The sequence below is a fragment of the Kitasatospora sp. NPDC048365 genome (genome assembly GCF_043200835.1).
Taxonomy (GTDB): Bacteria; Actinomycetota; Actinomycetes; order Streptomycetales; family Streptomycetaceae; genus Kitasatospora; species Kitasatospora terrestris.
Map to the genome: position 1 here is coordinate 83,124 of NZ_JBICYJ010000011.1, position 14,097 is coordinate 97,220.

Annotated in this window: 9 protein-coding genes; 3 read left to right on the forward strand and 6 right to left on the reverse strand. The window is 73.0% G+C overall.

Features of this window, described 5'->3' with window-relative positions; all coding sequences use genetic code 11:
- Positions 1-14: 14 nt before the first annotated feature.
- Positions 15-1,838: an alkyl/aryl-sulfatase gene (locus ACGFX4_RS13840; protein ID WP_393072970.1), complete on the reverse strand. Its 1,824-nt coding sequence runs from the start codon at positions 1,836-1,838 to the stop codon at positions 15-17.
- A gap of 58 nt (positions 1,839-1,896) precedes the next feature.
- Positions 1,897-2,919, reverse strand: a complete 1,023-nt coding sequence (locus ACGFX4_RS13845; RefSeq protein ID WP_393072972.1) for a serine hydrolase domain-containing protein — start codon at positions 2,917-2,919, stop codon at positions 1,897-1,899.
- Between the two features lie 354 nt (positions 2,920-3,273).
- On the opposite strand from ACGFX4_RS13845, the gene ACGFX4_RS13850 reads away from it, so the two are divergent.
- Entirely contained in the window at positions 3,274-4,365 is a 1,092-nt protein-coding gene (locus ACGFX4_RS13850; RefSeq protein WP_393072974.1) for a VWA domain-containing protein, read from the forward strand.
- A gap of 50 nt (positions 4,366-4,415) precedes the next feature.
- On the opposite strand, the gene ACGFX4_RS13855 is transcribed toward ACGFX4_RS13850, so the two are convergent.
- Positions 4,416-5,486 (reverse strand): substrate-binding domain-containing protein, encoded by a 1,071-nt coding sequence (locus ACGFX4_RS13855; RefSeq protein ID WP_393072976.1) that lies wholly within the window; start codon positions 5,484-5,486, stop codon positions 4,416-4,418.
- A 170-nt stretch (positions 5,487-5,656) separates the two neighbouring features.
- On the opposite strand from ACGFX4_RS13855, the gene ACGFX4_RS13860 reads away from it, so the two are divergent.
- Positions 5,657-7,645, forward strand: coding sequence for a carbohydrate binding domain-containing protein (locus ACGFX4_RS13860; protein ID WP_393072978.1), 1,989 nt, complete (start codon positions 5,657-5,659; stop codon positions 7,643-7,645).
- Between the two features lie 70 nt (positions 7,646-7,715).
- Here the strand turns inward: ACGFX4_RS13860 and ACGFX4_RS13865 are convergent, their stop codons facing one another.
- The 3 genes from ACGFX4_RS13865 to ACGFX4_RS13875 form a co-directional block, all read right to left on the reverse strand.
- Positions 7,716-9,326 carry a M4 family metallopeptidase gene (locus ACGFX4_RS13865; protein WP_393072980.1) on the reverse strand — a complete coding sequence of 537 codons (1,611 nt, stop codon included), beginning with the start codon at positions 9,324-9,326 and terminating at the stop codon, positions 7,716-7,718.
- A gap of 119 nt (positions 9,327-9,445) precedes the next feature.
- Complete coding sequence (locus ACGFX4_RS13870) at positions 9,446-10,528, reverse strand: NAD(P)-dependent oxidoreductase (RefSeq protein WP_393072982.1); 1,083 nt, start codon at positions 10,526-10,528, stop codon at positions 9,446-9,448.
- Positions 10,525-12,135, reverse strand: a complete 1,611-nt coding sequence (locus ACGFX4_RS13875; RefSeq protein WP_393072984.1) for an ABC-F family ATP-binding cassette domain-containing protein — start codon at positions 12,133-12,135, stop codon at positions 10,525-10,527. Before ACGFX4_RS13875 ends, ACGFX4_RS13870 begins: the two co-directional genes overlap by 4 nt.
- A 302-nt stretch (positions 12,136-12,437) precedes the next feature.
- On the opposite strand from ACGFX4_RS13875, the gene ACGFX4_RS13880 reads away from it, so the two are divergent.
- A complete protein-coding gene (locus tag ACGFX4_RS13880; protein WP_393072986.1) occupies positions 12,438-14,075 on the forward strand; it encodes an ABC-F family ATP-binding cassette domain-containing protein in 1,638 nt (545 codons plus the stop codon).
- Positions 14,076-14,097 lie beyond the last annotated feature (22 nt).

Below are 14,097 nucleotides of genomic sequence, written 5' to 3' on the forward strand. Positions count from 1 at the left end.
CGGGTGGTGGGGGGTCAGGGGGTGACGATGGCGAAGTTCGGGTCCGGGGTGTCGAGGAGGGCGACCAGGCGGGCGAGGACGGTGGGGTCGCCGTCGAGGGTGATGCCGTCCAGGCCCTTGCCGGCGAGGACACCGAGGAGTTGGGGCTTGGTGAGGGTCAGGGTGAGGTCGGCGGGGTGCTCCGGGTCGGCGGCGGGCGGGAGGGTGCGGTAGGTGAGGGCGCCGTTGGAGAGGGTGAGGCGCCAGGCCTGCTTCAGGTCGGTGATCCGCCAGTCGACGGTGAGGCGGGTGTCCCAGGCGCGCGGGCCGTCGATCCGGATCGCCAGCGAGTCGATCAGCTGCTCGATCGTCAGGGCGACGGCCACTTCCGGGTTGCCGAGGTTGATGTCGACCTTGGCGAGGGTGCCGCGCAGTTCCATCGCGGCGGTGAGGTAGAAGTTGCGCCAGGTGCCGTTCTCGGCGCCGCGGCCGAGCCGGTCGTAGACCTCGGCCAGCGCCTCGCGGGCCGGGTGGTGGTCGGGCTGGGCGAAGACGGCGTGGTTGAGCAGGGTGGCGGCGAACCGCAGGTCGCCGGCGGCGGCGTACTCGCGGCCCTTGGCGGTGATCGCGGCGATGCCGCCGTAGTCGGCGGTGAAGCGGCGGGCCTGCTCGACCGGCGGGTGCTCCCACAGGTGCGCGGGGTTGCCGTCGAACCAGCCGAGGTAGCGCTGGTAGATCGCCTTGACGTTGTGGCTGACGGAGCCGTAGTAGCCGCGGGTGGACCAGGTCCGTTCGACCGCCGGGGGCAGGGTGATCTCCTCGGCGATCTCCGGGCCGGTGAGGCCGCGGTTGAGCAGGCGCAGCGTCTGGTCGTGGAGGTAGGCGTAGATGTCGCGCTGCGCGGTGAGGAACGCGGTGATGTTCTCCCGGCCCCAGGTCGGCCAGTGGTGGGAGGCGAAGGCCACGTCGGCGCGGTCGGCGAAGAGGTCCTGGGCCTCGGAGAGGTAGCGGGCCCAGATCCGCGGGTCGCGGACCAGTGCGCCGCGCAGGGTCAGGATGTTGTGCAGGGTGTGGGTGGCGTTCTCGGCCATGCACAGGGCCCGGCGCTGCGGGAAGAGGAAGTTCATCTCGGAGGGCGCCTCGGTGCCCGGGGTGAGCTGGAAGACGATCTCCACGCCGTCGACGGTCTCCCGCTGGCCGGTGCGGGTGATGTCGAGGGTCGGCGCGACCAGGCTGACCGTTCCGGTGGATCCGGCGGCGCCGAGGCCGCAGCCGATCTGCCCGGCGGGGTCGACGGGCAGGCCCATGCCGTACATGAACACGGCGCGGCGGGTCATCGCGGTGCCGGCGTAGACGTTCTCGCTGACGGCGTGCTCCAGGAAGCCGGCGGGCGCGAGGACGGGGACCGTGCCGTCCTGGCCGTGCGGGACGATCGCCCGGGCGCCGCCGAAGTGGTCGGCGTGCGAGTGGGTGTAGATCATCGCGGTGACCGGGCGGTCGCCGCGGTGCTCGCGGTACAGGGCCAGGGCCGCGGCGGCGGTCTCGACGGAGATCAGCGGGTCGACGACGATCACCCCGGTGTCTCCCTCGACCAGGGTCATGTTGGACATGTCGAGGCCGCGCACCTGGTAGATGCCCTGCGTGACCTCGTACAGGCCGTGCCGGGCGGTGAGCTGTCCCTGCCGCCACAGGCTCGGGTTGGCGGTGTCCGGGCACTCGGCGTCCAGGAAGGCGTATGCGGTGGCGTCCCACACCACCCGGCCGTCCGGGCCGGTGATCCGCGGGTCCGCGAGGGTGCCGAGGAAGCCGCGGTCGGCGTTCTCGAAGTCGGTCGTGTCAGCGAAGTCCAGGTCCGTCATGCGGGCCAGACTAGGGCGATATGTCCGATTTATTGAGACGCCGCGCCTCGGTGCCGGGTCAGGCGGCGCTCTGCAGATCGGTGAGCAGTTCGGCGGCGGAGTCCACCGAGCGGGCCGTGTTGGCGAGGGCCAGCACGCCGACCCCGTGCTCCGGGTCGAAGCCGAGGTACGAGGTGAAGCCGCCGGTGCCGCCGTTGTGCCAGTAGCGCCGGTGGCCGCCCTGCCGGGGGTGGAGGCGCAGGCTCATCCAGCCGAGGTGGACCGCGGCCACCGGGGCGACCGGGTGCTCGACGGTCCGGGTGAGGGCGATCGCCTCGGCCGACTGCCCCCGACCGGGGTCCAGTTGCTCCTGGAGGAAGCGGGCCAGGTCGGCGCCGGTCGACCGCAGTCCGCCGGCCCCGGCGAGGTCGGCGAGGTGCCAGTGCGGGACGGGCTGCAGCCGGGCGGAGTGGCCCTGCGCGGTCCGGGCCGGGTCGGAGTCGAGCCGGGTGTCGGCCAGGCCGAGCGGGCCGGTGACCAGCCGTCCGACCAGGTCGCCGTACGTGCCGCCGGCGCGGCGGGCGAGGGCGAGGCCCAGCAGCCCGGCGCCGAGGTTGGAGTAGCGGAACCGCCGGCCCGGGACGGCGCCGAGCCGGGTGCGGGCCAGGCCGTCCAGCAGCCGGTCGGCGGTGCAGCCGGCGTACGGGTCGGGCGCGTGCGGGCGGAGCAGGGCGCCGAGCAGCATGCCCTTCGGGAGGCGGGGCAGGCCGGAGGTGTGGGTGGCGAGGTCGCGCAGGGTGATCGCTACGCCGTCGCGGGCGGGGACGCGGGCCCCGGGCGGGAGCAGGTCGGCGAGCGGTTCGTCGAGGGCGGTGGCGCCGGCCACGGCGAGCCGGGCGAGTGCGAGCGCGGTGAACACCTTGGTGACCGAGCCGATCTCGAACACCGTGTCCGGGCCGGGCACCGCACCGTCGTGGCCGCCCGTGCGGCCGGCGCCGCGGATCTCGGTCGCGCCGCCCGCGACGGCGGCCACCACCACGCCCGCCCGCTGCTCGGCGAGCCGGTCGGCGGTGCGCTGCACGAGGTCGCCCAGGTCCGTCATGCCCGCCACGCTAGCCGCGGCCGGGCGCGGCCGGGATCGCCCGGCGGGCCGATCCGGCGGGCCGCCGCCTCCTCCGCGCGGCGTACGCGGACCCCGGCCGACCGGCCGGGGGAATCGGCCCGGCGACCGGCCGGGCATTCGACCGGCATCCGGCCGGTATTGGGCCGGTCGGGGCGGGGCGACGCATTCCCGGCCGGGCACCCCGGAAATCACCTCCGCGCACGGCCGGGGAATTCCCGGAATGTCCGTCAGATCCGGTGTCAGCCCAGGTCGGAGGGGACTGTCAGTGCCGCACCGTAGTGTGGAACCAACGTCGGAGGGGGCGCCGAAAAGGCGTTGGGAAGGGGTATTTCCATGGCTTCCAAGAAGATCAAGCACAAGGTCAACCACGTCTCGCTGGTGGTGGACAATTCCGGGTCGATGCGCAAGCACGAGGCGCAGCTCGTCCGGGTGGTGGACGAGTTCGTGAAGGGCCTCCAGGAGGAGTCCGACCGCCTCGGCCACGAGACCCGGATCAGCCTCTACTCCTTCGACCACGAGGTGGAGAACCTGGTCTGGGACATGGACGTCAAGCACCTGCCGTCCCTGCGGGGCCTCTACCGGGTCGAGAACGGCGCGACGGCGCTGATCGAGGCGGCCGTGAAGTCCATCGACGACCTCAAGAACATCTGGGAGGGGTACGGCGAGCACTCCTTCCTCCAGGTCGTCGTCACCGACGGCGAGGAGAACGCCTCGGGCTGCTCGGAGACCGGCCAGATGCACGTCCGGATGGGCGGCAAGCGGGGCGCCGCGGTCCTCGACAAGTGGCTCGGCCGCATCCGCGGCGCGATGGACGCGCTTCCGGACCACTGGACGTCGGCGATCCTGGTGCCCAACTCGCTGGCCAAGCGCACCGCCCAGGAGTACGGCTTCCCCGCGGGCAACATCGCGATCTGGGACGCGGACTCCACCCAGGGCGTCGAGGAGGCGATCGGCACCGTCAAGTCGGCCGCCACCAGCTTCCTGCGCGGCCGCGAGCAGGGTGTCCGCGGCACCAAGAACCTCTTCGCGATGGGTCAGGACCTGAGCGCGGCCGACGTGAAGGCCAACCTCGACGCGATGGACAACGGCAAGTACATCCTCATCCCGGTCGACCAGCAGTCGCCGATCCGCGAGTTCGTCACCAGCGCCGGCCACACGTACAAGACCGGCTGCGCCTTCTACGAGCTGTCCAAGCGCGAGAAGATCCAGGGCAACAAGCAGCTCGCCGTGGCGGAGAAGGACCCGGCCACCGGCCGGATGACGGGCCGGGTGTTCTCGGGCCCGGCGGCCCGTCAGCTCCTCGGCCTGCCGCAGGCGGAGGCCACGGTGAAGCCGGGCGACAACCCGGCGTACACCGTGTTCGTCCAGTCGACCTCCGTCAACCGCAAGCTGGTGACGGGCACCAAGCTGCTCGTGCTGCTCTGACCGGCCGCAGGCCCCGGGGGCCGGGGGGTCGGGGGGCGGGGGACGAGCCGTCAGCTGCCGCCGCAGGAGGTGCGGATCTTGAGCTCGGGGAGGAGTTCGAGGTGGTGGCCCGGCATCGGGGCGGCGGCGGCGAGGCGGCGGAGCAGCAGCTCCAGGGCGGTGGCGCCGACCGTGCGCTTGGGCGGGGAGACGGCGGTGAGCGGGGGCGCGGCGAGGGCGGCGAAGACGTCGTCGTAGGAGATCAGCGCGACGTCGTCGGGCACCCGCAGGCCGCGGACCCGCAGCAGCGGCGGGAGCTGGATGGCGTCCTGGTCGTTGTGCACGATGAAGGCGCGGATGCCCTGCTCGACGGCGCCGGCCAGCTGGTCGGCGGACCACTCGGAGTCGGTCAGGCCGAACGGGGTGCCGGGCCGGTGGGTCTCGATCACCGGGTGCGGTTCGAGGCCGAGCAGGCGGACGCCCTCGGCGTAGCCGGTGCGGACCTGGTGGGCGGTCCAGGTGTCGTCGCGGGCGGCGAGCGCGACGGTGCCGTGGCCGAGCGCGGCGAGGTGGCGCAGGGCGAGCAGGACGCCGTGGCGGTGGTCGGAGCCGACCGCGTCGAGCTCGGCGCCGGGGCTGCCGGGGAGGGCCTTGCGCTCGACCAGGACGGCGGGGACGGGCAGGTCGCCGAGCCAGTCGTGCTGGTCGGGGTCCTGGTCGGGGCGCCAGTTCGGGGTGAGCAGCAGGCCGTCGACGGCGGATTCGAGCAGCCGGTCGACCTGGGCGCGGTCGTCCCGGGCCTCGTACGGGGCGATGCCGAGGACGAGGCGGGCGCCGGCGGCGGTGGCGGCGGCGCGGGCGCCGGCGATCACCTCGTCGAAGTAGGAGCCGACGGTGGGGACCAGCATGCCGATCACCCGGTCGCGGCCGGGGCCGGCGTGGCCGGAGGGGCCGCTGTCGGGGAGGGCGACCGAGCCGTGCGAGCGGTGGAGTTCACCGGCGTCGGCGAGGGCGGCGACGTCGCGGCGGACGGTGACCGCCGGGATGGCGAGGCGGTCGGCGAGGTCGACGACGCGTACGCTGCCGAGCTCGCGGACGGCCTTCAGGATCCGCGCCCGCCGTTCGTCCGCCGAGCTGCTCATCGGGTCCCCTTCACTGACTCGGTCATGCACACGAACCTGTCCGATCAATTTGTATCATTCGATCGGCTTTCGATCGAGTGCTCTGCATGTATTGACTCGATCACACGGCCAAACCTACGGTGCGGGGCGGGCGCCCACCCCCACCCTCTCCATTCTCGGGAGTCCCCACCATGCTCCTGCACCGCGCCGCGCTCACCGGCACCGTCGTCGCCGCAGCGCTGCTCCTCCCCGTCCTTCCCGCCACCACCGCGGCCGCCGCCCCCACCACCTGGTACCTGGACTGCTCGGCCGCCTCGGACGGTACCGGAAGTCAGACCAGCCCGTGGAACAGTCTGGCCACCGCCAACGCCCACGTCCTCCAGCCCGGTGACAAGCTGCTGCTCAAGCGCGGCGCGACCTGCACCGGCACGCTGAAGCCCCAGGGCTCCGGCACCGCCGGGTCGCCGATCACCCTCGCCGCGTACGGCACCGGCACCGCCCGCCCGGTGGTCGCCGGCGACCCCGCCTCCACCGAGAAGGCCGCCGTCCACCTGTACAACGTCGAGCAGTGGGAGATCCGCGACCTGGAGATCACCTTCGCCGACACCAACGCCACCAAGCGCGAGCGCAACGGCCTGCTGGTCGAGGTCGCCGACCTCCCCGACGGCGTCGGCACCCACTACCTGGTCGACGACGTCTACGTGCACAACGTCAACGGCGACGCCACCAAGTGGTCCAACGGCATCCAGTTCCGGGTCTCCGGCACCACCACCCCCACCAACTTCGACGACGTCCTGGTCCAGAACTCCACCATCAGGAGCGTCGACCGCGAGGGCCTGACCAACCGCACCACCTGGATGTGCCGCCCGCAGTACGGCACCGGCGACGGCTGCGGCTCGACGGTGAACTGGCGGCCGTCCACCCGCATGGTGTTCCGCGGCAACACCATCAGCGACACCGGCGGCGACGGCATCGTGCTGCGGGCCGCGTCCCACGGACTGGTCGAGCACAACACCGCGTACGACATCGCGATGCGCCCGATGGGCTCCAACGCCGGGATCTGGACCATCAACTCGGACGACAGCGTGATCCAGTACAACGAGGTCCACCACGTCCGCCGGCTGTCCGACAACAACGACGGCATGGCCTTCGACTCGGACTACGGCAACACCGGCGCGCTGTTCCAGTACAACTACAGCCACGACAACGAGGGCGGCTTCATGCTGTTCTGCGGGGCGTGCGGTGCCGGGTCCAGCTCGACCGGGACGGTGGTCCGGTACAACCTGAGCCGGGCGGACAGGAGCCGCTGGCTGTTCGCGGTCGGCGAGAAGAACGCCCGGATGTACAACAACACCGCCTACCTGCCGAGCGGTTCGACCGCGGCGGTGATCCAGCAGGGCTCGGGCACCTCGACCACCCTGATGTCCGGCAACGTGTTCGCCAACCTGGGCACCGGCGGGTACACCGGCTTCGGGTCCAGCACCTACAAGCCGGGCGACTTCACCTGGGACTCCAACCTGTTCTGGGGCAACCACCCGGCCAACGAGCCCACCGACCCGGGCAAGGTCACCGCCGACCCGAAGTTCGTCAACCAGGCGGGCACCGCCGCTGCCGACTTCGCCCTGGCGGCCGGCTCCCCGGCCCGCGGCGCGGGAGCGGTGGTGACCTCCAACGGCGGGCAGGACTTCTTCGGCGCGCCCGTCCCGCAGGTCTGCCGGCCCGACCAGGGCTTCCAGCAGGCGGGTTCCTTCGACGACGCGGCCTGTGCGGCGCCCGACCCGGTGCGCAACGGCGGCTTCGAGTCCGGCGCGATCGCCCCGTGGACGTACTACGGCGGGGTGGTGCTGGACACCGCCAACGCGCACTCCGGCACGTACGCGGTGAAGGTCGGCCCGGCCCAGGCGGCGGCCGAGCAGGTGATCACCGTCAAGCCGGGCACCACGTACCGGCTGTCCGGCTGGGGCAAGGTGTCGGCGGCCGGCAGCGAGCTCTCGCTCGGTGTGAAGCAGTACGACACGCTCGGCTCCACCACCCGGGCGGCCTTCACCGCCACCGCGTACGCGCAGGGCTCCACCACCTTCACCACCGGGGCGAACGCCACCACCGCGAAGATCTACTGCTACGCCCGCAGCGGCACCGGGTACGGCTGGTGCGACGACGTCACCGTCACCCAGCTCTGACGTCCTACGGCACGACGGAACGGCCCGGTCCGTGGCGGACCGGGCCGTTCCCGTGCGTACGGAGAAGGGGTCAGGCGACGTTGACACCGCTCCACGCGGCGGCGACCGCGTTGTACTCGGTGCTGCCGCTGCCGTACAGGTCCTTGGCGGCGTTCAGGGACGCGGTGCGGGCGCCCTTGTAGTCCGTGGTGGAGGTCATGTAGACGGTCAGCGCCCGGTACCAGATCGCGGCGACCTTCTGGTTGCCGATGCCGGTGACGGTGCTGCCGTTGCAGGTCGGCGAGTTGTAGCTGACGCCGTTGATGGTCTTGGCGCCGCTGCCCTCGCTGGCGAGGAAGAACCAGTGGTTGCCGACGCCGGAGGAGTTGTGCACGTCCAGGCGGCCGACCGACTTGCTCCAGCAGTCGGCCGAGCGGCCGTCCAGCGAGGGCTTGTCGAAGCGGCGCAGCCACGGCGGGGTGGACTGGTCGGAGAACAGGTAGTCGCCCTTGTCGACCGCGTTGTTGGCGTAGAACTCGACCATGGTGCCGAAGATGTCGCTGGTGGCCTCGTTGAGGCCGCCGGACTCGCCGCTGTAGCGCAGGTTGGCGGTGGCGCTGGTGACGCCGTGGGTCATCTCGTGGCCCATGGTGTCCAGGTCGACCTGCTCGGGGTCGACGGTGCCGTCGCCGTCGCCGGTCATCATGCAGAAGCAGGCGTCCGACCACTGGGCGTTGTCCCAGTTGGTGCCGACGTGGACGAAGACGGTGGCGCCCTTGCCGTCGTTCTTGATGCCGCTGCGGCCGAAGGTGTTCTTGTAGTAGTCGTACGTCCAGGCGGTGTTGGCGTGGGCGTCGACGGCGGCGGTGGCGCGGTCGGTGGAGAACTTCTTCCCGTCGCCCCAGACGTTGTCGGCGTCGGTGTACAGCGTGCCGGAGGTGGCCTTGATGCTGCTGGACGACAGGTTGTGGGCGTCCTTGGTGACGTGGCCGCGCACCGGGTCGATCAGCGCGTACGTGCCGTCGGCCTGCAGGGTGTCGGCGAAGGTGATGTCGCCGGTGTACTCGGAGTGGCCGGTGCCGGTGGCGGAGGCCTGGTGCTCGGTGGCGAGCTGCTCGATCTCGGCGCCGGTGATGGCGTCGGTGACCACGATCCGGCCGGAGGGCTGGCCCTGCTTGCCGGTGCCGCTCACGGTGGTCTGCCAGGCGAGCCGGGCGGTGCCGTCGGCGGCCCAGACGACCAGCTGCGGGGTGGAGGTGGCGGCGGTGACGTCCTGGCCGACGGCGCCGAGCGCCTTGGCGGCGGTGGTCTGCGCGGGGACGGCGGGGACGGTGGTCTTCACGGCCGGGTTGTGGCCCTTGGCGCGCGAGGAGTCCTTGAGCCGGCCGTGCGAGTCCTGGTGGACCACCAGGTCGCCGCCGATCACCGGCAGGCCCTGGTAGGTGCGGTCGAAGCGGACGTGCTGGGTGCCGTCCGCGTCGATCATCACGTCCTTGACCTGCAGGTCCTGGCCGGCGCCGAAGCCGAACAGGTCGGCGTTGCGCGAGACGTTGGCCTTCGCCTTGGCGATGGCGGTGTCCCGGCCGTTGGCGGCGTCGGCGACGGTGGTGAACTGCACACCGGCCGCGACCAGGGCGGCGGTGGCGGCCAGGGCGCCGGCGGTGAGGGTGCGTCGGCGCGGGGAAGAGGAGGAGGGGCTCACTCTGTACTCCAGTCGGGTAGCTGCTGGGTAGCCGAGTCAGAGCCTGTCCGTGAACAGCCAAACAGTTCTATGAACAGAATGGACCGTCACCATTTCGCAATCGGCCCCCTCCTGGCCCCTCATCGGCCGGCCGGTCCGGCCTCCCCCAGGAACTCCGCGAAGGCCCGCACCAGGCGCCGCGAGGACTCCTCCATCGCCGACCGGGTCATGCCCGCGGCGTGCGGGGACAGCGTGCAGAACGGGTTGTCCGCGAGCGGCGAGGCGAAGCCCGGCCCCTCTTCGTCGAAGACGTCGACGGCCGCCCGGGACGGGCCGGACAGCGGGTCCCGCAGTGCCCGGTCCAGCGCGATCTCGTCGACCACGCTGGACCGGGCCGTGTTCACCAGCACCGACCCGGGCCGCATCAGCCGCAGCCGCTCCCGCCCGATCAGTCCTCGGGTCTCCGCGGTGGCCGGCACGTGCACGGACACCACGTCGCAGGCGGCCAGCAGCTCCTCGACCGTCCGCACCCGCCGCCCCGGCCAGCCGGCCGCCCGCTCGGCGGTGAACCGGGGCGATCCGTGCACCAGCACCTCGGCCCCGAACGCCCGGCCCAGCTCCGCGACCCGCCGGGCGATCGCCCCGGAGCCGATCAGGCCGAGCCGGGCGCCCGCCAAACTGCCGGTGGGCAGGCCGTCGACCGCGTCGCCCCAGCGGCCGGCGCGCAGCGCGTCCGACCGCCGGGAGACTCCGCGCAGCGCGTCGAGGACCAGCGCCAGCGTCAGCTCCGCCACGGCCGCCGCGTTGGCGCCCGGGGTGGTGCGGATCGCGACGCCGAGGCGGTCGGCCGCCCCGGCGTCGAAGGTGTCGGCCCCGGACGCGGCCCGGCCGACCAGGACCAGGCGGCGTCCGAGGCCGGCGGCGGTGGCCCGGGCCAGGACCGCGGCGGTGAGCGGGATTCCGGCCCGGCACTTCAGGGCGTCGAACCCGGCCCCGCCGGACTCGAGGGCGCACGCCAGCTGCTCCTCCGCGAACCCGTCGAAGTCCACCGTCGTCCACCGGGCCGCGATCTCGGCCCGCAGGCCGGAGTCGGCGACCCGGCGGAGGTTGACGGTGGGCTCCAGGCCGAGCCCGTGGAGGGCGTCCAGCTCCGGCAGGGCCAGGCCGCCCGGGGCCGGGTCCACCACGAGGACCCGGCCCGGGAGGCGGAGGGCGGCGGTCACCGCGGGTCCACCGTGCGCAGTTCGCCTCCCTCGAGTTCCATCCAGCGGGTGATGCCGAGCCCGCGCAGGAACGGCAGGTCGTGGCTGGCCACGATCAGCGCCCCGCGGTAGCCGGCCAGGGCCTGGGTGAGCTGGCGCATGCTGGCCAGGTCCAGGTTGTTGGTCGGCTCGTCGAGCATCAGCAGCTGCGGCGGCGGGTCGGCGAGCAGCAGCGCCGCGAGCGTCGCCCGGAAGCGCTCGCCGCCGGAGAGCGTCGCCGCGCTCTGGTCGGCCCGGGCGCCGCGGAACAGGAAGCGCGCCAGCCGGGCCCGGACGGCGTTGTCGCTCTGCGCCGGGGCGAACGCCCTCACGTTGCCGAAGACGCTCAGCCGCTCGTCCAGCAGGTCGAGCCGCTGCGGCAGGTACCGCATCGGCACCGGCACGCCCACCTCGCCCTCGACCGGGGCGAGTTCGCCCGCGATCGTGCGCAGCAGGGTGGACTTGCCGGAGCCGTTGCGCCCGATCAGCGCGATCCGCTCGGGGCCGCGCAGTTCGAGGTCGGCGACCGGCCCGTGGGCGAGCCGCACCCGGTCGAGGGTGAGCACCGTGCGTCCGGCGGGGACGGCGGTGCGCGGCAGGTCGATGCGGATCTCCGCGTCGTCGCGCACCGCCTCCTCGGCGGCGGTGAGCCGGTCCTTGGCGTCGTTCAGCCGGTCGGTGTGCATGCCGGCGAGCCGGCCCGCGGTGACCTCGGCCTTGCGCTTCATCGCCCCCGCGATGATCTTGGGGTCGTTGCGGGTGACGGCCATCTTCTTGCCGTAGCTGGCGCTGCGGTCGGACCGGATCCGGGCCTGGACCAGGTCGCGCTGCTGCCGGCGGACGTCCGCCTCGGCGTTGCGCACCAGCCGCTCCGCGGTCTCCTGCTCGGCCGCCAGGGTCGCCTCGTACGCGGCGAAGTTGCCGCCGTACCAGGTGACCTCGCCGCCGCGCAGGTCGGCGATCTGGTCGACGTGCTGGAGCAGCTCGCGGTCGTGGCTGACCACCAGCAGCACGCCGGGGAAGCTGGCCACCGCCTCGTACAGCCGGGCCCGGGCGACCCGGTCCAGGTTGTTGGTGGGCTCGTCGAGCAGCAGCACGTCGGGGCGGCGCAGCAGCAGCGCGGCGAGGTGGAGCAGCACGGCCTCGCCGCCGGACAGGTCGGCGGTGCTGCGGTCGAGGTCGAGCGCGGTGAGGCCGAGCCGGTCGAGGGTGGCGCGGGCGCGCTCCTCGACGTCCCAGTCGTCGCCGACCGCGGTGAAGTGCCGCTCGTCGGTGTCGCCGGACTCGATGGCGAGCAGGCCCTCGCGGGCCGCCCGGATGCCGAGCGCCTCGTCCACCCTCCGGTCGTTGGCCAGCGTGAGGTTCTGCGGCAGGTAGGCGACCTCGCCGGCGATCCGGACGGTGCCGGAGGTCGGGGTGAGGTCGCCGGCGATCAGCCGGATCAGGGTGGACTTGCCCGCGCCGTTCAGGCCGATCAGGCCCGTCCGGCCGGGGCCGACCGCGAGGTGGAAGCCGTCCAGCACGGGGGTGCCGTCGGGCCACTCGAAGGACAGCTCGGTGCAGAGAATGGAAGTGGTCGGTTGCGCCATGGTGGGGGCCTCCTGCGTGGTCGCCGTGGGTGTGGGGACTGCACGGGGAGACACCGCGGGGGTACGAGAACGCAGGGGTCCGGAAAACAGAAAACGGCCCGCTCGACGCTGAAGTCGTACACCCGACCGCACGCCTGCCATCTCGGTGGCGGCGTGGCGCGGTGTCTCGTGACTTCAGAGGAGCAAGGGCCTTCTCCAGACGTGGGGAGTTCTTTCCGACGCCCCCAACGGTAGGGACCGCCCGAGGACGGCGCAAAGGGTTTTTCGGGGGCACCGCCGGGGCCGACTAAACTCGGCCCATCATGACTGCCACTCTCGTCGCCAAGGATCTGAGCGCCGGCCACGGCGACCGCACCCTCTTCTCCGGCCTGGACCTGGTCGTCGCCCCGGGCGAGGTGATCGGCCTGGTCGGGGTGAACGGCGCGGGCAAGTCCACCCTGCTGCGGCTGCTCGCCGGGCTGGACACCCCCGAGGGCGGTGAGCTGCGGCTCAGCCCCGCCACCGCCAACGTCGGCCACCTGCCGCAGGAGCCGGACCGCCGCCCCGGCGAGTCGGTGCGCGCCTTCCTGGCCCGCCGCACCGGCGTGGCCGCCGCCCAGGCCGAGCTGGACGAGGCCACCGAGGGCCTGGTCGAAGGCCGTCCCGGCGCCGACGACGCGTACGCCACGAGCCTGGACCGCTGGCTGGAACTGGGCGGCGCCGACCTGGACGAGCGGGCCGAGGAGATCGCCGACCAGCTCGGCCTGAAGGTCTCGCTCGACCTGCCGATGACCGCGCTCTCCGGCGGCCAGGCGGCCCGCGCGGGCCTCGCCTCGCTGCTGCTCTCCCGCTACGACGTCTTCCTGCTGGACGAGCCCACCAACGACCTCGACCTGGATGGCCTGGAGCGGCTGGAGGCCTTCGTCAAGGGCCTGCGCGCGGGTACCGTGCTGATCAGCCACGACCGCGAGTTCCTGGCCCGCACGGTCACCCGGGTGCTGGAGCTGGACCTGCACCAGCGGCAGGTCAACCTGTACGGCGGCGGCTACGAGGCGTACCTCGAGGAGCGGGCCGTCGCCCGCCGGCACGCCCGCGAGGACTACGAGGAGTACGCCGACACCAAGGCCTCGCTGGAGGCCCGCGCGCAGATGCAGCGCAACTGGATGGAGCACGGCGTCCGCAACGCCCGCCGCAAGGGCTCGGACAACGACAAGAAGGCCCGCGCGACCCGCGCCGAGTCCACCGAGAAGCAGGCCTCCAAGGCCCGGCAGACCCAGCGCATGATCGAGCGCCTGGACGTGGTGGAGGAGCCGCGCAAGGAGTGGGAGCTGCGGATGGAGATCGCCTCCGCGCCGCGCTCCGGCTCGGTCGTCGCCACCCTGCGCGGCGCCGCCTGCACCCGCGGCGACTTCGCCTTCGGCCCGGTCGACCTGCAGATCGACTGGGCGGACCGGGTGGCGATCACCGGTGCCAACGGCGCCGGCAAGTCCACCCTGCTGGCCGCGCTGCTCGGCCGGCTCGACCTGGACGGCGGCAACGCCACCCTGGGCTCGGGCGTGCTGGTCGGCGAGGTCGACCAGGCCCGCGGCCTGTTCCTCGGCGACGAGCCGCTGTCCGACGCCTTCCAGGCCGCCGTGCCGGACCAGAACCCGGAGGAGGTCCGCACCCTGCTGGCGAAGTTCGGGCTGAAGGCCGCGCACGTGCTGCGCCCGGCCGCCACCCTCTCCCCCGGCGAGCGGACCCGCGCGGCGCTGGCGCTGCTGCAGGCCCGCGGGGTCAACCTGCTGGTGCTGGACGAGCCGACCAACCACCTGGACCTGCCCGCGATCGAGCAGCTGGAGTCGGCGCTCGCCTCGTACACCGGCACCCTGCTGCTGGTCACCCACGACCGGCGGATGCTGGACACCGTGTCGGTCAACCGGCGGCTGGTCGTCGAGAATGGTCTGGTCCACGAGCGCTGAGGCCCTTCCCCCGACGCACCGT